We start from the raw sequence: 22,231 nt of genomic DNA on the forward strand, positions 1-22,231 counted from the left end.
TGGTGAGAGCGTCAGGCGATGCGGCCCGACGTCGACTCCTCGTCGCCGATCTTGTGCACGACGATCGAGTTCGTCGAGCCGACGACGCCGACGGGCGCGCCCGCGACGACGACCACGTAGTCACCGAGCTCCGCGAGCCCGTTGGCGCGCAGCGTCGCGTCGACGAGCTTGACCATCGCGTCGGTGCTCTCGACCTGCGAGACCTCGTACGTCTGCACGCCCCAGCTCAGCGACAGGACGTTCCGCACCTGCGTCTCCGGCGTGAACGCGAGCAGCGGGATGCCCGAGCGCAGGCGCGACATGCGCCGCGCCGAGTCACCCGACTGCGTGAACGTCACGAGGTACTTCACCCCGAGCGTCTCGCCGATCTCGGCGGCGGCACGCGTGATGGCGCCACCGCGCGTGTGGGGCGTCGAGCCGAGCGGCGCGATGCGCTCACGGCCGAGCTCCTCGGTGTTCTCGATGATCCGCGCCATCGTGCGCACGGCCTCGATCGGGTAGTCGCCCACGCTGGTCTCGCCCGAGAGCATGACCGCGTCGGCGCCGTCGAGCACCGCGTTGGCGCAGTCCGAGGCCTCGGCGCGCGTCGGGCGCGGGGCCGAGATCATCGACTCGAGCACCTGCGTCGCGACGATGACCGGCTTCGCCGCGCGGCGGGCCAGCTCGACCGCACGCTTCTGGACGAGCGGGACCTGCTCGAGCGGGAGCTCGACGCCGAGGTCGCCGCGAGCGACCATGATGCCGTCGAACGCGTCGATGATCTCGACGAGGTTCTCGACGGCCTGCGGCTTCTCGATCTTGGCGATGACGGGGAGGACGCGGCCCTCCTCCTCCATGATGCGACGGACGTCGTCGTAGTCGGAGGCGTTGCGGACGAACGACAGCGCGATGATGTCGGCGCCGGTGCGCAGCGCCCACCGCAGGTCGGCCTCGTCCTTGTCGCTCATCGCGGGCACCGACACGGCGACGCCCGGGAGGTTGAGGCCCTTGTTGTTGGAGACCGGGCCGGCCACCTCGACGCGCGTGACGACGCGGGGGCCGTCGACGTCGGTGATGCGGACGAGCACGCGGCCGTCGTCGATCAGGATCGGGTCGCCGACGCGCGCGTCGTTCGGCAGGCCCTTGTGGGTCGTGGAGACGAGCTCCTTGGTGCCGGGCACGTCCTCGGTCGTGATGGTGAACGTGTCGCCGACGGCGAGCTCGTGCTTGCCCTCGGCGAAGCGGCCGAGACGGATCTTGGGGCCCTGGAGGTCGACGAGGACAGCGACCGACCGGCCGGAGGCCTGGGCGGCGGCACGCACGTTGTCGTACACGCGCTGGTGCACCTCGGTGTCACCGTGGCTCCGGTTCAGCCGGGCCACGTCCATGCCGGCGTCGACCAACGCCTGGATCTGCTCGGGGGACTCGGTCGCGGGACCGATGGTGCAGACGATCTTCGCTCTACGCATGGCTGAAGCCTAGGCCTTTCCTTCGGGACAGGGTGTGGACCGAACGTCCCGCCGCCCCGGACGGAGCAGCGGTAGCGACGACGGTCGCGGAGGGGTCAGGGGCGGAGCGCCACCGTGCTCGCGGTGACGGGTGCGGGGAGGTCGGTGCTCCCCGAGAGGTAGGCGTCGACCGCGGCGGCCGCGGCGCGGCCCTCGGCGATCGCCCACACGATGAGCGACTGGCCGCGGCCCGCGTCGCCGGCGACGAAGACGCCCGGGACGTCGGTCGCGAAGTCCTCGGACCGGGTGACGACGCCGCGCGGGGTCAGCGTGACCCCGAGCTGGTCGAGCAGCGGCCCCTGCTCCGGGCCGGTGAAGCCCATCGCGAGGAGCACGAGCTGGGCCGGGACCTCGCGCTCGGTGCCCTCGACGGGCCCGAAGCGCCCGTCGACGAGCTCGACGTCGACGAGCCGGATCGCCCGCACGTCGCCGTCCTCGTCGCCCACGAGCTCCTGGGTGCTGACGGCGTAGACGCGCTCGCCGCCCTCCTCGTGCGCGCTCGCGACCCGGTACAGCATCGGGTACGTCGGCCAGGGCTGGGCCTCGGGGCGCTCGTGCGGGGGCCGCGGCATGATCTCGAGCTGGGTCACGGAGCGGGCGCCCTGGCGGATCGCGGTGCCGACGCAGTCCGCGCCGGTGTCGCCGCCACCGATCACGATGACGTCCTTGTCCGTCGCCAGGACCTGGCCCTCGACGGTGTCGCCGACGGCGGCCCGGTTGGCGGGCGGCAGGTACTCCATGGCCTGCAGCACCCCGCCGAGCGCGCGGCCGGGGACGGGCAGGTCGCGCGGCGTCGTCGAGCCGACCGCGAGCACGACCGCGTCGTAGCTCTCACGCAGCTCGGTGCCGGTGACGTCCACGCCTACTTCGACGCCCGGGCGGAACCGGGTGCCCTCGGCCTCCATCTGCGCGAGCCGCCGGTCGACGTGCTTCTTCTCCATCTTGAACTCGGGGATCCCGTAGCGCAGGAGCCCGCCGATCCGGTCGGCGCGCTCGTACACCGCGACGGTGTGCCCGGCCCGGGTCAGCTGCTGCGCGGCCGCGAGGCCCGCCGGGCCCGAGCCGACGACCGCGACGGTCTTGCCCGTGAGCCACTGCGGGACCTGCGGGGTCACGTACCCGCGGTCGTACGCCTCGTCGGCGATCGCGACCTCGATGTTCTTGATCGTCACGGCCGGCTGGTTGATGCCGAGCACGCAGCTCGACTCGCACGGCGCCGGGCACAGGCGGCCGGTGAAGTCGGGGAAGTTGTTCGTCGCGTGCAGGCGCTCCGCGGCCTCCTCCCACCGCCCGCGCCAGACCAGGTCGTTCCAGTCCGGCACGAGGTTCCCGAGCGGGCAGCCGTTGTGGCAGAACGGGACCCCGCAGTCCATGCAGCGACCCGCCTGGCGGTGCAGCATCCCGAGGTCCTCCGGGTCGCCCGCGCGGTGCTCGTGCACCTCCGCCCAGTCGAGGATGCGCACCGGCACCGGCCGGTTCGCCGGGAGCTCGCGCTCGCGCGTCTTCAGGAAGCCGCGGGGATCAGCCACGGGTGCACCTCCACAGGTCGGGTCCCCGCACGCCGCACGGCGCCGTCGCCGCGCTCGGGCGCCGCGCGCAGGCCGACGGCCCGGGCGCACGCGTGGACGGTTCAGGGGTCACGCAGGCGCGCGTCGCCGGGCGGCGGTCAGCGCGCATCGGGAAACCTAGGCCCTTCGTGGGGTACGGGATGGGGACCGACGTCCCGGGCCCGCTCCGTGAGCACCGCGGCGACGTGGACGGGTGCTCTAGGGACGCAGCGCCACCGTGCCCGCGGTGACCGGCGCATGGAGCTCCGTGCCGCCCGAGAGGAACCGGTCGACCGCTGCGGCCGCGGCACGCCCCTCCGCGATGGCCCAGACGATCAGGGACTGCCCCCGGCCGGCGTCGCCGGCCACGAAGACCCCCGGGACCGACGTCGCGAAGTCGTCCGTGCGCTGCACGAGCCCGCGGGAGGTGAGCTCGGTCCCGGCCTGCCCGACGAGCGTCTCGGTCTCGGGCCCCGTGAAGCCCATCGCGATGAGCACGAGGTCGGCCGGGATGTCCCGCTCCGTGCCGGACGCGGGGACGCGGCGGCCGTCGGGCAGGTACTCGGTCGTCGCGAGGCGCAGCCCGCGCACGTGACCCGCGTCGTCGCCCTCGCCGCCCACGAACGCGACGGTCGAGGCCAGGTAGGTGCGCTCGCCGCCCTCCTCGTGGGAGCTCGAGACCTCGAAGACCAGCGGGTCCGTCGGCCACGGCTGGTTCTCGGGGCGCTCCGTGGGCGGCTGCTTGCCGATCGCGAGCGTCGTGACCGACGCGGCGCCCTGGCGCAGCGCGGTGCCGAGGCAGTCCGAGCCGGTGTCGCCGCCGCCGATGATCACGACGTGCTTGCCGGTCGCCGTGATCTGGTCGACGACCTCCTTGCCCGCGACCACGGCGTTCGCCTGGTGCAGGTAGTCCATCGCGACGTGCACGCCCTCGAGCTCGCGACCGGGCAGGGGCAGCTCGCGCGGGACCGTCGCGCCGGTCGCGACGACGATCGCGTCGAACCGGCTGTGCAGCTGGTCCCACGTGATGTCGCGGCCGATCTCGACGCCCGGGCGGAACCGGGTCCCCTCGGCCTTCATCTGCTTGAGGCGCCGGTCGATGTGGTGCTTCTCGAGCTTGAAGTCGGGGACGCCGTAGCGCAGGAGCCCGCCGATCTCGTCGTCGCGCTCGTACACGGCGACCGTGTAGCCGGCGCGCGTGAGCTGCTGCGCGGCGGCGAGCCCGGCGGGGCCCGAGCCGACGACGGCGACCGTGAAGCCCGTGAGCCGCTGGGGCACCTGCGGCGTCACGAAGCCGCGGTCGAACGCCTCGTCGATGATCGAGACCTCGACGTTCTTGATCGTGACCGGCGGCTGGTTGATGCCGAGCACGCAGCTCGACTCGCACGGCGCCGGGCAGATGCGCCCCGTGAACTCCGGGAAGTTGTTCGTCGCGTGCAGGCGCTCGGACGCGTCGGCCCACTGGCCGCGCCACACGAGGTCGTTCCACTCGGGGATCAGGTTCCCGAGCGGGCAGCCGTTGTGGCAGAACGGGATGCCGCAGTCCATGCAGCGACCCGCCTGGCGGTGCAGCATCGCCTCGTCGACGGCGGTGCCGTCGGCGGTGCGGTGCTCGTGCACCTCGCGCCAGTCCATGAGCCGGACGGGGACCGGGCGGCTCGGCGGGAGCTCGCGGTCCCGGGTCTTGAGGAAGCCTCGCTGGTCAGCCACGTGCCACCTCCAGGATCTGGTCCCACACCCCCGGCGCCGCCGGGTCCAGCCCGTCGGCCTCAGCCTGCGCGAGCGCACGGCGGACCCGGGCGTACTCGCTCGGGAGCACGCGCGTGAAGCGGGTGCGCGTCGCGTCGAGGTCGGCGAGGAGCTCGGCGGCGACCGGCGAGTCCGTCTCGGCGTGGTGCCGGCGCAGCAGCGTCTCGACGACCGCGGCGTCCTCGTCGTCGAGCGGGCTGAGCGTGAGCTCGCCGCTCTTCACGGACGCCGTGTTGACGAGCGCCGGCTCGAGGTCGAGCACGTACGCCGTGCCGCCCGACATGCCCGCCGCGAAGTTGCGGCCCGTCGTGCCGAGCACGAGCACCGTGCCGCCCGTCATGTACTCGCAGCCGTGGTCGCCCACGCCCTCGACGACGAGCGACGCGCCCGAGTTGCGCACGCCGAAGCGCTCGCCCACGAGCCCGCGCAGGAAGATCTCCCCGCTGGTGGCGCCGTACCCGATGACGTTGCCTGCGACGACGTTGTTCTCGCCGATGAGCACCGCGTTGCGGTCGGGGCGCACGACGATCCGCCCGCCCGACAGGCCCTTGCCGACGTAGTCGTTCGCGTCGCCGAACAGCCGCAGCGTGATGCCGCGGGGCAGGAACGCGCCGAACGACTGGCCGGCGGAGCCCGTGAGGGTCACGTCGATCGTGTCGTCGGGCAGGCCGGAACCGTGGTAACGCTTGGTGACCTCGTGACCGAGCATCGTGCCGACCGTGCGGTTGACGTTGCGGACCGGCAGCGCGATGCGCACGGGCTCGCCGCGCTCGAGGGCGTCGCCGGCCAGCGCGATGAACTGGTTGTCGAGCGCACGCTCGAGCCCGTGGTCCTGGCCCTGCGTGTTGTGCAGCGCCGAGCCGGGCTCCGGCTCCGGGACGGCGAGCACGGGCGACAGGTCGAGGCCCGCGGCCTTCCAGTGGTCGATGACCGGGCGGGTGTCGAGCATCTCGACGTGGCCGACCGCCTCGAGCAGCGTCCGGAAGCCGAGTCGCGCGAGCAGCTCGCGGACCTCCTCGGCGATGAACTCGAAGAAGTTCACGACGAACTCGGGGCGACCGTTGAACCGCGCACGCAGCTCCGGGTTCTGCGTCGCGACGCCCACCGGGCAGGTGTCGAGGTGGCAGACGCGCATCATGATGCAGCCCGAGACCACGAGCGGCGCCGTCGCGAAGCCGAACTCCTCGGCGCCGAGCAGCGCCCCGACGAGCACGTCGCGGCCCGTCTTGAGCTGGCCGTCGACCTGCACGACGACGCGGTCGCGGAGGTTGTTGAGCACGAGCGTCTGCTGGGTCTCGGCGAGGCCGATCTCCCACGGCGTCCCGGCGTGCTTGAGCGACGTGAGCGGGCTCGCGCCGGTGCCGCCGTCGTGGCCCGAGATGAGCACGACGTCCGAGTGCGCCTTGGCCACACCCGCCGCGACCGTGCCGACGCCGAACTCGCTGACGAGCTTGACGTGCACGCGCGCCGACGGGTTCGCGTTCTTCGCGTCGTGGATGAGCTGCGCGAGGTCCTCGATGGAGTAGATGTCGTGGTGCGGCGGCGGCGAGATGAGGCCGACGCCGGGCGTCGAGTGCCGCGTCTTGGCGACCCACGGGTACACCTTGTGACCGGGCAGCTGCCCGCCCTCGCCGGGCTTGGCGCCCTGCGCGAGCTTGATCTGGATGTCGTCCGCGTTCGTCAGGTACTCCGACGTCACGCCGAAGCGGCCCGACGCGATCTGCTTGATCGCGCTGCGGCGCACCGGGTCGTGCAGGCGCTCGGAGTCCTCGCCGCCCTCACCGGTGTTCGACTTGGCGCCGAGCTGGTTCATGGCGACCGCGAGCGTCTCGTGCGCCTCGGCCGAGATCGAGCCGTAGGACATCGCGCCCGTGCTGAACCGCTTGACGATCTCCGAGACCGGCTCGACCTCGTCGAGCGGCACCGGCGGGCGTGCGCCCTCCTTGAACGTCAGGAGGCCGCGCATCGTCATGAGCCGCGACGACTGCTCGTTGACCCGGTCCGAGTACTGCCGGAACACGTCGAACTGGCGCGTGCGCGTCGAGTGCTGCAGCCGGAAGACGGTCTCGGGGTCGAACAGGTGGTCCTCGCCGTCGCGACGCCACTGGTACTCGCCACCGACCGCGAGGCGCTGGTGCGGCAGCCGGTTCCCGCTCGCCGGGTACGCGTCGGCGTGCCGGGCCGCGACCTCCGCCGCGATGACGTCGAGGCCGATCCCGCCGAGCCGGCTCGTCGTGCCCGCAAAGTAGCGGTCGACGAGCGCCGCGGACAGGCCGATGGCCTCGAAGACCTGCGCGCCGCGGTAGGACGCGATCGTCGAGATGCCCATCTTCGACATGACCTTCAGGACGCCCTTGCCGAGCGCCTTGATGAGGTTCTTGACGGCCTGCTCCGGCTCGACGCCGGGGACGTACGCGCTGCGCGCGAGGTCCTCGACGGTCTCCATCGCGAGGTACGGGTTGACCGCCGCCGCGCCGTAGCCGATGAGCAGCGCGACGTGGTGCACCTCGCGCACGTCGCCGGCCTCGACGACGAGCGAGACCTGCGTGCGGGTGTGCCGGCGCAGCAGGTGGTGGTGCACGGCGCTCGACAGCAGGAGCGACGGGATCGGCGCCAGGTCGGCGTCGCCGTCCCGGTCCGAGAGCACGATGAAGCTCACGCCGTCCGCGACCGCGGCGTCGACCTCGGCGAAGATTTCCTCGAGGCGCGCCTCGAGGGCCGCTCCCCCGCCGTCGACCCGGTACAGCCCCCGCACCGTGATGGCACGGAAGATGCCCGCGAGGCGCGGGTCCTTGTCGATGCGCACGATCTTCGCGAGCTCGTCGTTGTCGATCACGGGGAACGGCAGCATGAGCTTGCGGGCGTGCAGCGGGGTGTCGTCGAGCAGGTTCGGCTCGGGGCCGATCGCGCCGCCGATCGACGTGACGAGCTCCTCGCGGATCGCGTCCAGCGGCGGGTTCGTCACCTGCGCGAACATCTGCGTGAAGTAGTCGAATAGCAGGCGCGGGCGGCTCGAGAGCACCGCGACCGGCGTGTCGGAGCCCATCGCACCCAGCGGCTCGGCACCCGTCGCCGCGATCGGCGACAGGATGATCTTGAGCTCCTCCTCGGTGTACCCGAAGGCGCGCTGGCGGCGGCGCACCGACGCGGCCGAGTGCGCGACGTGCTCGCGCTCCGGGAGCTGGTCGAGCGAGACGGAGTGCTCGCGCATCCACTCGTCGTACGGGCGCTGCGCCGCGAGCTGCGCCTTGATCTCCGAGTCCTCGATGATCCGGCCCTGGCCGGTGTCGACGAGGAACATCTTGCCGGGCTCGAGGCGGCCCTTGCGCACGACCGTGGCGGGGTCGATGTCGAGCACGCCGGCCTCGCTGGCCATGACGACGAGCCCGTCCTCGGTGACCCAGAAGCGGCCCGGGCGCAGCCCGTTGCGGTCCTGGACCGAGCCGACGAGCGTCCCGTCCGTGAACGTCATCGCCGCCGGGCCGTCCCACGGCTCCATGAGCGTCGAGTGGTACTCGTAGAACGCGCGCCGCGCGGGGTCCATCTGGGCGTGGTTCTCCCACGCCTCCGGGATCATCATCATGATCGCGTGCGGCAGCGAGCGGCCCGCGAGGTGCAGCAGCTCGAGCACCTCGTCGAAGCTGCCCGAGTCGCTCCCACCGGGCGTGCAGATGGGCAGGAGCGGCGCGAGGTCGCCGAGCGCCTCGCTCGCGAGGGTGCCCTCGCGCGCGGCCATCCAGTTGCGGTTGCCACGCACGGTGTTGATCTCACCGTTGTGCGCGAGCAGCCGGAAGGGCTGGGCGAGCGGCCACGACGGGAACGTGTTCGTCGAGAAGCGCGAGTGCACGAGCGCGAGCTCGGACGCGTAGCGCGGGTCGGACAGGTCCGCGAAGAACGGCTCGAGCTGGCCGGGCGTGAGCATGCCCTTGTAAGCGAGGGTGCGCGCGGACAGCGAGGCGAAGTAGACGTCGACCTCGCGCTCGGCGCGCTTGCGCAGGCGGAACGCCCGGCGGTCGAGGTCGACCCCGGCGAGCTCGCGCGACGGGTCGGCGACGACGAGCTGGCGGAAGACCGGCATCGAGCCGCGCGCCGTCGGGCCGACGAGCTCGGGCGTCACCGCGATGTCGCGCCACGCGAGGACGTCGAGCTTCTCCTCGACCGCGATCGCCTCGATGGCGCGCACGGCGGCGGCCTGCTCGTCGGCGTCGACCGGGAGGAACGCCATGCCGATCGCGTAGCGGCCGGCCGGCGGGAGCTCGGCGTCGACCACGTCGCGCAGGAACGCGTCAGGGATCTGGGTGAGGATCCCGGCGCCGTCGCCGCTGTTCTCCTCCGCACCGACCGCACCGCGGTGGTCGAGGTTGAGCAGGGCGGTCAGGCCGGCGTCGACGATGTCGCGCCCGGGCGTGCCGCGCAGGGTGGCGACGAACGCGAAACCGCAGGCGTCACGCTCGGCGGCAGCGTCGTACAGACCCTGCGACGACGGCGCACGCAGAGCGCCATGGCTCACGGGCGACGTGGGCATCAGTACCGTCCTCACGAACCCCGAGACCGGGGTGTAGCACGAACATGGGGGAAACGTGGGACGTCGTTGGCCCAAACGCGTGGCGACGATACCCGCCGCTTTCCCAGGCGGACTCGTCGCGCAGTGTGAGGTGGCTCACACACCGGACCGCGGTCAGCGGTCGGTCTGCGGTGAGCTCTCCTCGTGCTCCTGCGGCGCCGGTGGATCCAGCAGGAGAGTCGTCTCGCGTCCGGGATGCCGGCGTCCGACCACGACGAACGCTACCAGCGCCCCGAGGCCCACGATGATCGACGTCCAGACGTTGAGGCGGAACGGTCCGATCGTCTCGGCGGGGTCGATGCGCAGCAGCTCGATCCAGAGCCGTCCTGCCGTGTAGAGGACGACGTAGAGCCAGAATACGCGACCGTGACCGAGCCTCAGACGCCGGTCCAGCACGACGAGCACCGCCGCCGCGCCGAGGTTCCACAGCAGCTCGTACAGGAACGTCGGGTGGAACAGCGTGCCGGACTCGTACCCGGCCGGGAGGTGCAGGTCGTCGATCTGCAGGCCCCACGGCAGCGTCGTCGGGCCGCCGAACAGCTCCTGGTTGAACCAGTTCCCGAGCCGGCCGACCGCCTGCGCGACGAGCAGCCCGGGCGCGAGGGCGTCCGCGAACGGCGCGAGGCGCACGCCCTGGCGGCGGCACCCGATCCACGCACCGACGGCGCCGAGCGCGACCGCGCCCCAGATCCCGAGGCCGCCCTCCCAGATCGCGAGAGCGCGCCACGGGTCGCCGCCGGGCCCGAAGTACGCGTCCGGCGAGCTCAGCACGTGATAGACCCGGCCGCCCACGATGCCGAACGGCACCGCCCAGAACGCGATCTCCAGGACGTCGTCCGGCGCGCCGCCGCGCTCCGCCCAGCGCCGCCGGGTGATGAGGACGGCGGCGACGATGCCCGCGAGGATCGCGAGCGCGTACGCGCGCAGCGGGAAGGGGCCCAGGTACCAGACGGACTCGGGCGGGCTCGGGATCGACGCAGGGATCGCGGCGAGCACCGACGCGACCGAGGTCACGCGCGCGCCCCGCGCACCCCGGCTGCGATCGTCGAGGTGGCCGCGGCGAGCGCGTCGAGACCGGACGTGAGGTCGGCTGCCTCGACGAGCGGGCGCACGAAGGCCGACCCGACGATCACCCCGTCGGCGTAGCGGGCGACCTCGGCGGCCTGCTCCGCGGTCGAGACGCCGAGGCCGACGCACACGCGCTCGGCGCCCGCGGCGCGGGTGTCCGCGACGAGCCGCTCGGCCTGCGAGCCGACGCTCGCCCGGACGCCCGTGACGCCCATGGTCGACGCCGCGTACACGAAGCCGCGCGACGCGGCGACGGTCGAGACGAGCCGCTCGGGCGTCGAGCTCGGGGCGACGAGGAACACGCGGTCCAGGTCGTGCGCCTGCGACGCCGCCATCCAGTCGGCCGCCTCGTCGGGGATCAGGTCGGGCGTGATGAGCCCGGCTCCCCCGGCGGACGCGAGGTCCCGGGCGAACGCCTCGACGCCGTAGCGCAGCACGAGGTTCCAGTACGTCATGACGAGCACCGGTGCGCCGCGACCCGCGACCTGCTCGAGCGCGTGCAGCGTGTCCGTCACGCGCGTCCCGTGCGCGAGCGCGTGGCCGACGGCCTGCTGGATCAGCGGGCCGTCGAGCACCGGGTCGGTGTACGGCATGCCGAGCTCGATGACGTCAGCGCCCGCGTCGATCAGCGTGCGCACGGCCTCGACCGAGCCGGGCACGTCGGGGTAGCCGACCGGCAGGTACCCGATCAGCGCGGCCCGCCCCGGCGTCTCGGATGTGCCGGCGGCGAGCTCCGCGAGGCGCGGGGCCGTCGTCGCACGGACGGTGGTCTCGCTCACGGCGCCAGCCCTCCCCTGCCCTCGTTCAGTGCCTGGTCCTTGCCCGAGTAGCCCGACGCCGTCGTGTCGTCGAGCAGGCCGAACCAGCGCGCCGCGGTCGCGACGTCCTTGTCCCCGCGGCCCGACAGGTTGATCAGGATCACCGGGTCGGCGCCGTCCGGCACGTCCCACCTACGGGCCTCCTGGCCGAGCTTGATCGCCCCGGCCAGGGCGTGCGCCGACTCGATCGCGGGGATGATCCCCTCGGTCCGGCACAGCACCCGGAACGCGTCCATCGCCTCGACGTCGGTCACGGGGCGGTACTCGGCGCGGCCGATGTCGTGCAGCCACGAGTGCTCGGGGCCGACGCTCGGGTAGTCGAGCCCCGCGGAGATCGAGTGGCTCGGCAGCGTCTGGCCGTCCTCGTCCTGCAGGAGGTAGGACTTCGCGCCGTGCAGCACGCCCGGCACACCGCCGTTGAACCGCGACGCGTGCCGGCCGGAGTCGACGCCCTCGCCGCCCGCCTCGAAGCCGAACAGGCGCACGTCCGCGTCGTCGAGGAACGCGTTGAAGATGCCCATCGCGTTCGAGCCGCCGCCCACGCACGCCGCGACGGCGTCGGGCAGCCGGCCGATCTCCTCGGCGAGCTGGAGCTTGGCCTCCTCGCCGATGACCTTGTGGAAGTCGCGCACCATCTCGGGGAACGGGTGCGGACCGGTCACGGTGCCGAGCAGGTAGTGGGTCGTCTCGACGTTGGCCACCCAGTCGCGCAGGGCCTCGTTGATCGCGTCCTTGAGCGTGCGGGCACCGATCGTCACGGGGACGACCTCGGCGCCGAGCAGGCGCATCCGCGCGACGTTGAGGGCCTGGCGCTGCGTGTCCTCCTCGCCCATGTACACCGTGCACTCGAGGTCCATGAGCGCGGCGGCCGTCGCCGTGGCGACGCCGTGCTGGCCCGCGCCCGTCTCGGCGATCACGCGCGTCTTGCCCATGCGCTTGACCAGCAGCGCCTGCCCGAGCACGTTGTTGATCTTGTGCGAACCGGTGTGGTTGAGGTCCTCGCGCTTGAGGAAGACCCGGACGCCCTCGCCGACGTGCCGGGCGAACCGGGGGACCTCGGTCAGCGGGCTCGGGCGGCCCGTGTACGTCTTGTGCAGGCGCGCGAGCTCGGCGCCGAACGCGGGGTCCGCGAGCGCCTTGTGGTACGCCGTGTCGAGCTCGTCGAGCGCCGCGATCAGCGCCTCCGGGACGAACCGGCCGCCGAAGTCGCCGAAGTACGGTCCCTGGTGCGTGCTGAGCGGGCCGGCGATCGCCATGGCCTCGCGCAGCGCCTGCGCCGCGCCACCCTCCGGCAGCCCCGGGCGCCCGGTCACTGGCGCACCGCCCGCAGCGAGGGGTGCGACCCGGCGGCGACGAGGTCGGCGACCGACTCGCGCGGCGCGTCGTCGGTCACCAGGGCCTCGCCCACCAGCACCGAGTCAGCGCCGGCGCGCGCGTAGTCCATGACGTCGTGCGGGCCGCGCACGCCCGACTCGGCGATCTTGACGATGCCGGCCGGGATCGAGGGGGCGACGCGCGCGAACGTGCCGCGGTCGACGTCGAGGGTCTTGAGGTCACGGGAGTTCACACCGATGATCTTCGCCCCCGCGTCGACGGCGCGCGCGACCTCCTCGGCGTCGTGCACCTCGACCAGGGCCGTCATGCCGAGGGAGTGCACGCGCTCGACGAGCGACTCGAGCACCGTCTGCTCGAGCGCCGCGACGATGAGCAGGACGAGGTCGGCGCCGTGCGCGCGCGCCTCCCACACCTGGTACGGCGTGACGACGAAGTCCTTGCGCAGCACCGGGATGTCGACGGCGGCACGCACCGAGTCGAGGTCCGCGAGCGTGCCGTTGAACCGCCGCTGCTCGGTGAGCACCGAGATGACGGACGCGCCGCCCTTCTCGTACTCCGCCGCGAGCTTCGCGGGGTCCGCGATCGACGCCAGCGCGCCCTTGCTCGGGCTCGAGCGCTTCACCTCGGCGATCACGGTGACCGCGTCGGCGACGCGCAGCCGGTTCACGCACGCCTTGGCCTCGGGGGCACGCGCCGCGCGCTCCTTGAGTGCGGCCAGGGGCGTCGCGGCCTCGCGCTGGGCGAGGTCCTCCCGGACGCCGGCGACGATGTCGTCGAGCACGGTCATCGTCTCGTCACCTTCCCTCGAGCCTCGTCGCCGGGGCGACCGGTGGTCTTGGGCTCATCGTAGAGGGGCACACGGGACGAAAGGACCACGCGCCAGGTCGTGGGACCGTGCGGGGCCGTACCCGGTCCCTCAGTACCCGGTCCCGTTCGAAAGGAAGGACAGCCCGAGGACCCCCGCGACGCCCACCACGTAGAGGACGACGAAGCCGAGGGCGACCACACCGAGCGCGATCGAGATCCACCCGAGCACGATCCCCGCCTGCGCCATGCCGAGGTTGTTCGCCTCGCCCGCCGCGACCGCGCGCTTGGCGTTGTTGCCGAGGATGACCGCCGGGATGCCCGTGACGAACACGCAGCCCACGACGATGCCGACGATCCCGAGCACGAGCGACCAGACCCCGAGCTGGTTCTTCGGGTACACGTACGCCGGCGCGTACGGCTGGCCGGGGTACGGCTGACCGGGGTACGGCTGACCGGGGTAGGGCTGACCCGCGTAGGGCTGGCCCTGCGCGTACTGCCGTGCGTACGGCTGGGCCGCGGGCTGCGCGGCGCCGGGCTGGCCCTGGGCGTACGGCTGAGCGACGGGCGGCTCGCCTGCGGCCGCCTGGCCGGGCGCAGCGGAGGCCGGTGCCGGTGCGCCGGACGCCGTCTCGGTGCCGCGGGGCTTCGTGAGGTCGATCGGCGCGTGCCCGGCGGCGGGCGGTGTCCCCGTGCCGTCGGGCGTCGGTGCCGACCGGCCGTCGCGCGCCGTCGCGGGGTCCTGCGGCGTCGGGTCGCCGGGCGTGGTCATCTCGGGGTCCTCACGGTCGTCGGAGCGGTGCGCGCGAGTGTATCGACGCGGAGCCCTGCCGGTGAGCCGCTCGGGCTCCGCCTCAGGGGGCCAGCGCCGGGCCGAGGCCGGGGAGGTTGCGCGCGAGGGAGTACAGCAGGACGAGGGACAGCACCGCCCAGGGCAGGGCGCGCCGCGCCGCGGAGCCCGTCGACCGGGCGGAGCCGGCCGCGGCGAGCGCCGGTGCGGCGCCCTCGGGGTCGGGGAGCGCCCATCGCCGGGCCAGCCACGCGGCCCACAGGGCGACGACCACCGGGACGAGCAGGACCCACACGGGGTTCATGGCCCAGGCACCCGTGAGGTCGCCGTGCGCGAGGTCGTACGTGGCCCGCAGGCCGCCGCACCCGGCGCAGTACAGCCCGGTCAGGGCGTACAACGGGCAGACGCCGTAGCTCCCCGGCCGGTGGGGGTCGACCGTCGCGACCAGCGTGACGGCGGCGACGGTGACGCCGCCGGCGGCGAGCGGCGCGGCGGCTGCACGCAGGCGGGCGCGGGTGCGGTCGGCCCGGGACGGCGCACGGCCCGACCCCGGGAAAGGGGTCGGGCCGTGCGTCCGAGCGGTGCCGTGCACCAGCAGGTCCTCGCTCAGTAGGTGCTCGTGCTGAGCTGGTCGATGCTCTCCATGTACGCCGCGAACCCACCGAGCGCGAAGAGCCAGATGAGGACGAGCACCGACAGCGCGATGGCCACCCAGCCGAGGATCACGCCCGCAAGCGCCATACCACCGTTGTTGGCCTCGCCTGCAGCCGCAGCCTTGCGGGCCTTGTTGCCGACGATGACGGCGGGGATGCCGGTGAGGAACCCGCACTGGAGGACGATGCCCACGAGGCCGAGCACGAGGGCCCACACGGCGAGGTTGTTCTTCGGGAAGTTCTGCCCGTAGCCGCCGCCGTACCCCGGCGCGTTGCCGTACTGCGGCGCCTGCGGGTAGCCGCCGCCCTGGGGCGCGCCGTACTGCGGAGCCGACGGGTACTGGGGCGAGCTGGGGGTGCTCGGCTGCTCGGGCTGGTTGCCGGCGGCGTACGGGTCCTGCGGCTCGTTCGGGGTCGACATCTCTATCTCCAGGGGTCAGGCCGGTCGGGAGGTCCGCCGGTCGGGGTCGTGCGCGGGCGCGTGGGGGTCAGTGACCCGAGCCGGACTGCTTCGCGAGCGTCGCCTTGCCGCCCTGCCCGTGGCCCATGGCCTGGAGGACCTTGCCGACGACGATGCCGAGGAGGCACACCGCGAGGCCGGCCCAGAAGAGCCAGACGACCGCGAAGGTCACGGCGAGCGCCGAGATCGTGAATCCGACGACGACGAGGACGACGAGCGTCCAGGCGGCGGTGGTGTGACCGTGGTTGGTCGGAGGGGTGCTCAGCGGGAGGTACGCGACCTCGTTGGAGTGCGTCCCGTTGGGGGTCGAGCCGGTGTGCCGGCGTTCGACGGAGTGCTCGGCCATGTGGCAGCGCCTTTCGATCGTGTTCTGCGGTTAACCCTAGCGGAACGCCGCTGATCAGCAGGCTCGGGGCGGTGCTGCCCAGCCGGTCAGGTCGGGTCGTCGCCCCTGCTGAGGGCGTCCCACGCGGAGCGGTCGTCGTCGGGGTCGGGATGCGCGGTGCCCGTCCCCCGGCCACCGGCGGCCCTGGCGGCGCCGTACCGGCTCGTCGGCGCGGCCCAGCGTCGCGAGGACACCACGACGGCGACCGCTGCCAGCACGTCGAGCGCGCCGACCGCGACGGTGACGGCAGGCCACGCCGTCGGCGCAGCCGGCCCCGCGAGCGCACCGACGCCGGTGACCGCGGCGACGACCGTGCGGGCGGCACCCTCCGGGTCGGCGAGCACCGCGAGCGCGGAGACGACGACGGTCGCCCCGGCGGCCGCGACGACGGTCGCGACGACCCACCGGCCGACGCGGCCCACGAGCCCGACGGCGGCGGCGGCCGCGAGCAGCGCGACGGCGGCCGCGAGCACCGCCGGGGCGGCCTGCGTGCCGGTGACGGGGACGTCGACCTCACCCCGGACGGCGCTCGAGCCGGTCGCGCGGAGCCACACGGGCACGCTCGACCCGGCCGTGACGAGCGCCGCGAGGACGAGCAGGCCCGCGGTGCGCCCGCGTCGTCGGCCACCCGACGTCCCGGCTCGCGCCGCCGCGTCCGGGCCACCGGGGACCGCCGGCGTCCGGCGTCCCGCGTCCCGGTCGCCCCCGGTCCCGCCGCCCCCGGTCGCGCCGGGGTCCGCGTCAGCCACCGGTCGCCGGTCGCAGCCGGGCCGCGACCTGCACGGCACGCACCGCCGCCGCGGCCTTATTGCGCGACTCCTCGTACTCCAGCGCGGGCACCGAGTCCGCCACGATGCCGCCCCCGGCCTGCACCGAGGCGCGGCCGTCGCGGATCAGCGCGGTGCGGATCGCGATGGCCATGTCCATGTCGCCCGCGAGGTCGAAGTACCCGACCGTCCCGCCGTAGATCCCCCGCCGGGCGGGCTCGATCTCGTCGATCAGCGCGATCGCCCGCGGCTTCGGGGCCCCCGAGAGCGTGCCGGCGGGGAACGTCGCGACGAGGGTCTGCAGCGCGGTGGCGCCCGCGCGGAGCTGCCCCACGACCGTCGAGCAGATGTGCATGATGTGGCTGAAGCGCTTGACGGCCATGAACTCGACGACCTCGACGCTCGCCGGCTCGCAGACCTTGACGAGGTCGTTGCGGGACAGGTCGACGAGCATGATGTGCTCGGCGCGCTCCTTGGGGTCGGCGAGCAGCTCCTCGCCGAGCTCGCGGTCGGCCTCGGGCGTGGCGGCGCGCGGCCGGGACCCGGCGATGGGGAACGTCACGACGCGCCCCTCGGTGACCTTGACGAGGGTCTCGGGGCTCGAGCCGACGACCGCGAAGTCCCCGCCCTCGGCGTCCTGCAGCTGCAGGTAGTACATGTACGGGCTCGGGTTGATCGTGCGCAGCACCCGGTAGACGTCGATGGGCTCCGCGGGGCAGTCGAGGTCGAGGCGCTGGGAGAGGACGATCTGGAACACCTCGCCGTCGCGGATCGCCTCCTGGCCGACGCGCACGGCCTGCTCGAACTCCTCGCGGGTCGAGCGGAACTCGAGCTCGGGCTCGCCCTCCTCGACGAGCACCGCGGTCGCGGGCGGCGCCGGGGTGGCCAGCGCGGTCTGCATCGCGTCGAGGCGCGCGACAGCGTCCGCGTGGGCCTCGTCGACGCGCTCGTCGGTGTCGTCGAAGTTGATCGCGTTCGCCACGAGCCAGACCGAGCCGTCGACGTGGTCGACCACCGCGAGGTCGCTCGCGAGGCACAGCGTGAGCTCGGGGACGCCGAGCTCGTCGGGCGCCTTCGCGGGCAGCGTGGGCTCCCACTGCCGGACGATGTCCCAGCCGAGCGCGCCGACCAGCCCGCCCGTGAGGGGCGGCAGGCCGGGGACGGCGGGCGTGCGCAGGACCTCGAGCGTCTCGGCGAGGACGTCGAGCGGTGCGCCGTCGAGCGGCACGCCCACGGGCACGTCGCCCGTCCACACGGCGCGGCCGTCGCGCGAGGTGAGTGTCGCGCGCGAGCGGACCCCGACGAACGAGTAACGCGACCACGTGCCGTCGGACTCGGCGGACTCGAGCACGAACGTGCCCGGGCGGCCCTGCGCGAGCGTGCGGTACAGGCCCACCGGCGTCACGTCGTCCGCGAGCAGGCGCCGCACGACGGGGACGACCCGCCGGTCCGCGGCGAGCGTGCGGAACTCTCCGAGCGCCGGCCACGTCGTGCCCCACGGGACCTGGACCGCAGGTGCCTGGGGCGGGGTCGTGGCGGTGCTCATCGCGCTCCTTCGGTGCTCGGGGTGGACTCGGGGCGGACCCCGACGACGGCGGGCAGCGGTCCGCCCGCCTCGAAGCACGTGCGGGTCCCGGTGTGGCAGGCGGCGCCGACCTGGTCGACCTGGACGAGCAGGGCGTCGCCGTCGCAGTCGAGGCTCACGGACTTCACGTACTGCGCGTGGCCGGACGTGTCGCCCTTGCGCCAGTACTCCTGGCGTGACCGGCTCCAGAACGTCACGCGACCCGACGTCAGCGTGCGGGCAAGCGCCTCGTCGTCCATCCAGCCGACCATGAGGACGTCACCGGTGTCGTGCTGCTGCACGACGGCCGCCACGAGACCCGCGCCGTCACGGCTCAGGCGCGCGGCGACCTGCGGGTCCAGCGCGGACGGGGGGACGGGGGCGCCGACGGACGGCGCGGACGAGGCGACCACGCCGGAATCCTCCCACGACGCCGCGCGCCGCCGCCGCAGCGGTCACGCCCGCGGACGCACGGTGCGGGTCAGCGGGTCTGGGACACCCAGGAGCCGTGCATGCCCGCGTAGACGCCGCCGAGCGCGAGCAGCTCGGCGTGCGACCCGGTCTCCACGACGCGGCCCGCGTCGACCACGACGACGAGGTCGGACGCCTCGGCGGTCGAGAGCCGGTGCGCGATCGTGAGGGTGCTGCGGCCGTGCGTGAGCGAGTCGAGCGCGCGCGCGATGCGGACCTCGGTGGCGGGGTCGACCGCCGACGTCGCCTCGTCGAGCACGAGCAGGTCCGCACCCGCGAGGTAGGCCCGCGCGAGCGCGACGAGCTGGCGTTCCCCTGCCGACAGCGACTCGCCGCGCTGACCGACCGGGGTCGCGAGCCCCTGGGGCAGCTCCGCGAGCCAGTCCCGCAGCCCGAGGTCGTCGAGCGCCGTGAGCAGGTGCACCTCGTCGACGCCGTCGGGCCCGGAGCCGCCGCGCCAGCCGTACGCGAGGTTCTCCCCGAGCGTCGCGTCGAACAGGAAGCCCTCCTGGGGCACCATCACGACGCGCTCGCGCAGGCTCGCGGACCGGATGCGGCGCAGGTCGACCCCGTCGAGCAGGACCTCGCCCGTCGTCGGGTCCATCAGCCGCGCGACGAGCTTCGCGACCGTCGTCTTGCCCGAGCCGGTCGCGCCGACGACCGCGACCGACGTGCGCGCCGGGATCGTCAGGTCGATGCCGTGCAGGACGGGCGGGCCGTCCGGGTAGGCGAAGCCGACGCCCCGCAGCTCGACCGTCGCCGGGCCGCGCGGGGAGTCCACGCCGTCCTCGCCGGGGTCGGGAACCAGCACGGGCGTCTCGATCACGGCGAGCACGCGGCGCCAGCCGGCGACCGCGTTCTGCAGCTCGTTGAGGATCTCCGTCGCCATCTGCACCGGGCCGGTGAAGAGCTGGACGAGGAAGAGGAACGCGAGCAGCCGCCCGACGGTCAGGTCGCCCGCGACGCCGAGGTACATGCCGGCCACGACGACGACCGCGAGCACGAGGTTGGCGACGAGGACGCCGCTCGAGAACACGACGGCCACGACGTTCTGCGCGCGCACCATCGCCTGACGCGTGGCCCGGACCGACTCGTCGATCCGCCGCCCGGTGCGCTCCTGGACCCCGTAGGCCCGGACCGTCTCGGCGCCGACGACGGCCTCGGAGACGGCCCCGAGCATCGCGCCGACCCGCGCGCGCACGAGCGTGTACGCGGCGTTGACCCGCTTCTGCAGCGGGCGCAGGACGAGCACGAGCGGCAGGAACGACAGCCACACGAGGATCGTGAGCTGCCACGAGTACACGGCCATGAGCACCGTCGCGACCGAGATCTGCAGCAGCGAGACGAGCAGCATGATGCCGCCCCACTGCACGAACATCGAGATGGTGTCGACGTCGGACGTGACGCGCGAGACGAGCGAGCCGCGCCGCTCGGCGTCGAGGGTCAGCGCCGACAGGTCGTGCACGTGCCGGAACGCGCGCACGCGCAGCGCGACCAGACCCCGCTCGCTCGCGCGGAACAGCCGCACGTTGACCAGGGCCGAGCACGCGGCACCGAGCAGCAGGCCCGTCGCCGCGACGACGACGAGCGTGACGACGCGCCGCACGTCGGGGCCGCCGGACGCGAGGATCCCGGTGTCCATCGTCTGCTGCACGGTCACGGGCACCAGCACGCGGCCCAGCGCCGCGAGGACGGCGAGCACCACGGTCAGCGCGAGGCCGTCGAGCAGCTGCGGCGAGACCTGGACGCCGCGGCGCAGGGTCGCGAGGACCCCGAGCTCGGTCGCGGAGATCCCGCGCGCCGACGCCTCCGGACCCGGCTCGGGCGTGCGCCCCCGCCTGCTCATCGGGCCACCCCGCGCGCGGCGTCGGCCTCGTCGTCGAGCGCGTCGGCGGCCACGCGCGCCCGGCGCAGCGACTCCTGCTCGTACGCCGTCGCGAGCGCCCGGTAGCCGGGGTCGCGCGCGAGCAGCTCGTCGTGGGTCCCCTGGTCCACGACGCGGCCGTTCTCGAGGTGCACGACCTCGTCGGCGAGCAGCACCGACGACATGCGGTAGGCCACCATGAGCACGCTCACCGAGCCGGGCGCGCCGCCGTCCCGCGGGCGCAGCCCGGTGAGGATCGCCTGCTCGATGCCGGGGTCCACCGCGGACGTCGCGTCGTCGAGCACGAGCAGTCGCGGGGACCGCACGAGCGCGCGGGCGAGGGCGATCCGCTGGCGCTGGCCGCCCGAGAGGTTGGACCCGCGCTCCCCGAGCCGGGCGTCGAGCCCGCCGGGCAGCGCGCGCACCACGTCGTCGACGTGCGCGGCGGCGAGCGCCTCCCACACCTGCGCGTCGGTCGGCGCCTGCGGGTCGTCGTCGTCGCACAGCGTGACGTTGGCGCGCACCGAGTCCTCGAAGACGAACGTCGACTGCGCGACGAGCGCGACCTGCGCCGCGATGTCGGCGGGCCGCACGTCGCGCAGGTCCTGGCCGTCGAGCAGCACGGATCCCGCCGTCGGGTCGGAGAGCCGGCTGAACAGCGACACGAGCGTCGTCTTGCCCGCACCCGTCGAGCCGACGACCGCGACGGTCCGGCCCGGCGCGACGTCGAGGTCGACGTCCACGAGCAGGTCCGCCGCGGTGTCCCCCGAGCCGACCCGGACGCCGACGCCCCGCATCTGCGCGTGCGCACCGGCCGCAGCCCGGGGCAGCGTCGCCGTGCCGTCGACGGGCACGGCCGAGGAGTCGAGCACGCGCGCGACGCGGTCGTGGCCGACGAGCGAGCGCGGGAGCTCCCCGAGCACCCAGCCGAAAGCCCGCACCGGGACCCCGAGCATCGTCAGCAGGTATGCGGCGGCCACGACGTCGCCCGTGCCCACGGCGCCGTCGGCCACGCGCACCGCGCCGACGAGCAGCACGAGCAGCGTCCCGATGCCGGGCAGCACGTCGATCACCGGGTCGAACAGCGCGCGCACGACACCCACCCGGATGTTGGCGTCCCGGAGCTCGCCCGCGCGCTCGGCGAACCGCACGACCTCGCGGTCCTCGGTGCCCAGGGACTTGACCAGCACGCCCGCCTCGAAGCTCTCGTGCGCGATGTCGGAGACCTCGGAGCGCAGCTGCTGCGCGCGCGTGATCGCCGGGGACATCCGCCGCTGGAACACGACGTTCGCGACGACCGCGAGCGGGATGACGACGAGCGCCGCGAGCGCGAGCCACACGTCCGTGCGCAGCAGCCCGACCGCCGCGACGAGGATCATCACGACGACCCCGAGCGCGAACGGCAGCGGGTTGAACACCGACGTCGAGGCCTCGACGTCCGAGCTCGCGTTGGCGAGGAGCTGGCCGGTGGGGTGGCGGCGGTGCCACGACATCGGCAGGCGCAGGTACTGGCGGGTCACCCGGACGCGCTGGTCGGCCTGCTGGTCCGCGACGCCCATCCCCGCGAAGATGCGGCGGCCGGCCACAGCGAGCGCGAGCGCCAGGGCCACCGCGGCGAGCGCGAGGCCCGCCTGCCAGATCCGGTCGCGCGCGTCCGCCGAGCCGTCGATCGCCGGGACGACGACGCCGTCGGTCACCCAGCCGAGCACGCGGCTCACCATGACGGTGAGCGTGCCGAACGCCGCGGACAGCAGGACGGCCCACGTATAGGTCCACGGCTGGGACACCATGCCCCGGACGAGGAGCTGGACCGACCGCCGGGCGACGGAGCCGGTCAGGGCGACCCCGGCGGGGGGTCGGGCACGCGTGGGCACAGCAGGTCCTTCCGGGGCGGGCGGGGATCGC

The 22,231-nt window shown here is 73.9% G+C and carries 17 protein-coding genes; all 17 read right to left on the reverse strand.

The annotated features are described in order from the left end of the window. Positions 1–11 precede the first annotated feature (11 nt). The 17 genes from pyk to CCE01nite_RS20055 all read right to left on the reverse strand — a co-directional run bounded on the left by pyk (position 12) and on the right by CCE01nite_RS20055 (position 22,200). Positions 12–1,448 (reverse strand): pyruvate kinase, encoded by a 1,437-nt coding sequence (gene pyk / locus CCE01nite_RS19975; RefSeq protein WP_034626745.1) that lies wholly within the window; start codon positions 1,446–1,448, stop codon positions 12–14. Between the two features lie 95 nt (positions 1,449–1,543). Next, positions 1,544–3,016: a glutamate synthase subunit beta gene (locus CCE01nite_RS19980; RefSeq protein ID WP_141372904.1), complete on the reverse strand. Its 1,473-nt coding sequence runs from the start codon at positions 3,014–3,016 to the stop codon at positions 1,544–1,546. A gap of 237 nt (positions 3,017–3,253) precedes the next feature. After that, complete coding sequence (locus CCE01nite_RS19985; RefSeq protein WP_141372905.1) at positions 3,254–4,744, reverse strand: glutamate synthase subunit beta; 1,491 nt, start codon at positions 4,742–4,744, stop codon at positions 3,254–3,256. Continuing rightward, complete coding sequence (gene gltB, locus CCE01nite_RS19990) at positions 4,737–9,308, reverse strand: glutamate synthase large subunit (protein ID WP_034634480.1); 4,572 nt, start codon at positions 9,306–9,308, stop codon at positions 4,737–4,739. Before gltB ends, CCE01nite_RS19985 begins: the two co-directional genes overlap by 8 nt. 153 nt (positions 9,309–9,461) lie before the next feature. Continuing rightward, positions 9,462–10,361, reverse strand: coding sequence for a prolipoprotein diacylglyceryl transferase (lgt, locus tag CCE01nite_RS19995; RefSeq protein WP_246056778.1), 900 nt, complete (start codon positions 10,359–10,361; stop codon positions 9,462–9,464). Then, positions 10,358–11,194, reverse strand: a complete 837-nt coding sequence (gene trpA, locus CCE01nite_RS20000; protein ID WP_034634481.1) for a tryptophan synthase subunit alpha — start codon at positions 11,192–11,194, stop codon at positions 10,358–10,360. Before trpA ends, lgt begins: the two co-directional genes overlap by 4 nt. Further along, positions 11,191–12,489, reverse strand: a complete 1,299-nt coding sequence (gene trpB / locus CCE01nite_RS20005) for a tryptophan synthase subunit beta (RefSeq protein WP_034634485.1) — start codon at positions 12,487–12,489, stop codon at positions 11,191–11,193. Before trpB ends, trpA begins: the two co-directional genes overlap by 4 nt. Before the next feature lie 53 nt (positions 12,490–12,542). Next, positions 12,543–13,355, reverse strand: coding sequence for an indole-3-glycerol phosphate synthase TrpC (gene trpC / locus CCE01nite_RS20010; protein ID WP_034634482.1), 813 nt, complete (start codon positions 13,353–13,355; stop codon positions 12,543–12,545). A 129-nt stretch (positions 13,356–13,484) separates the two neighbouring features. Next, positions 13,485–14,144: a DUF4190 domain-containing protein gene (locus CCE01nite_RS20015; RefSeq protein ID WP_052104440.1), complete on the reverse strand. Its 660-nt coding sequence runs from the start codon at positions 14,142–14,144 to the stop codon at positions 13,485–13,487. 82 nt (positions 14,145–14,226) lie between these two features. Beyond that, on the reverse strand, positions 14,227–14,754 hold the full coding sequence (locus tag CCE01nite_RS20020; protein ID WP_052104441.1) for a DUF2752 domain-containing protein: 528 nt from the start codon (positions 14,752–14,754) through the stop codon (positions 14,227–14,229). 14 nt (positions 14,755–14,768) lie between these two features. After that, on the reverse strand, positions 14,769–15,236 hold the full coding sequence (locus CCE01nite_RS20025) for a DUF4190 domain-containing protein (protein ID WP_052104442.1): 468 nt from the start codon (positions 15,234–15,236) through the stop codon (positions 14,769–14,771). A gap of 67 nt (positions 15,237–15,303) precedes the next feature. Continuing rightward, positions 15,304–15,621, reverse strand: coding sequence for an HGxxPAAW family protein (locus tag CCE01nite_RS20030; protein WP_052104443.1), 318 nt, complete (start codon positions 15,619–15,621; stop codon positions 15,304–15,306). A gap of 86 nt (positions 15,622–15,707) precedes the next feature. Next, the gene (locus CCE01nite_RS20035; RefSeq protein WP_141372906.1) at positions 15,708–16,409 is read right to left on the reverse strand and encodes a Trp biosynthesis-associated membrane protein; all 702 of its coding nucleotides are present in this window, start codon (positions 16,407–16,409) and stop codon (positions 15,708–15,710) included. Then, entirely contained in the window at positions 16,402–17,973 is a 1,572-nt protein-coding gene (locus CCE01nite_RS20040; RefSeq protein WP_034634342.1) for an anthranilate synthase component I, read from the reverse strand. The genes CCE01nite_RS20035 and CCE01nite_RS20040 overlap by 8 nt, the downstream gene beginning before the upstream one ends. Next, positions 17,970–18,404 (reverse strand): phosphoribosyl-AMP cyclohydrolase, encoded by a 435-nt coding sequence (hisI, locus tag CCE01nite_RS20045; protein WP_052104417.1) that lies wholly within the window; start codon positions 18,402–18,404, stop codon positions 17,970–17,972. Before hisI ends, CCE01nite_RS20040 begins: the two co-directional genes overlap by 4 nt. A 68-nt stretch (positions 18,405–18,472) precedes the next feature. Next, the gene (locus CCE01nite_RS20050) at positions 18,473–20,308 is read right to left on the reverse strand and encodes an ABC transporter ATP-binding protein (RefSeq protein ID WP_052104418.1); all 1,836 of its coding nucleotides are present in this window, start codon (positions 20,306–20,308) and stop codon (positions 18,473–18,475) included. Beyond that, entirely contained in the window at positions 20,305–22,200 is a 1,896-nt protein-coding gene (locus tag CCE01nite_RS20055; protein WP_034634343.1) for an ABC transporter ATP-binding protein, read from the reverse strand. Before CCE01nite_RS20055 ends, CCE01nite_RS20050 begins: the two co-directional genes overlap by 4 nt. Positions 22,201–22,231: the final 31 nt, after the last annotated feature.

This window comes from Cellulomonas cellasea, from assembly GCF_006538745.1.
In the GTDB taxonomy this organism is placed as follows: domain Bacteria; phylum Actinomycetota; class Actinomycetes; order Actinomycetales; family Cellulomonadaceae; genus Cellulomonas_A; species Cellulomonas_A cellasea.

Coding starts and splice junctions, on each gene's coding strand:
- pyk (WP_034626745.1), bottom strand. CDS start 1,448: ATGCGTAGAGCGAAGATCGTCTGCACCATCGGTCCCGCGACCGAGTCC.
- gltB (WP_034634480.1), bottom strand. CDS start 9,308: ATGCCCACGTCGCCCGTGAGCCATGGCGCTCTGCGTGCGCCGTCGTCG.
- trpB (WP_034634485.1), bottom strand. CDS start 12,489: ATGGCGATCGCCGGCCCGCTCAGCACGCACCAGGGACCGTACTTCGGC.
- trpC (WP_034634482.1), bottom strand. CDS start 13,355: ATGACCGTGCTCGACGACATCGTCGCCGGCGTCCGGGAGGACCTCGCC.
- CCE01nite_RS20015 (WP_052104440.1), bottom strand. CDS start 14,144: ATGACCACGCCCGGCGACCCGACGCCGCAGGACCCCGCGACGGCGCGC.
- CCE01nite_RS20025 (WP_052104442.1), bottom strand. CDS start 15,236: ATGTCGACCCCGAACGAGCCGCAGGACCCGTACGCCGCCGGCAACCAG.
- CCE01nite_RS20030 (WP_052104443.1), bottom strand. CDS start 15,621: ATGGCCGAGCACTCCGTCGAACGCCGGCACACCGGCTCGACCCCCAAC.
- CCE01nite_RS20040 (WP_034634342.1), bottom strand. CDS start 17,973: ATGAGCACCGCCACGACCCCGCCCCAGGCACCTGCGGTCCAGGTCCCG.
- CCE01nite_RS20050 (WP_052104418.1), bottom strand. CDS start 20,308: ATGAGCAGGCGGGGGCGCACGCCCGAGCCGGGTCCGGAGGCGTCGGCG.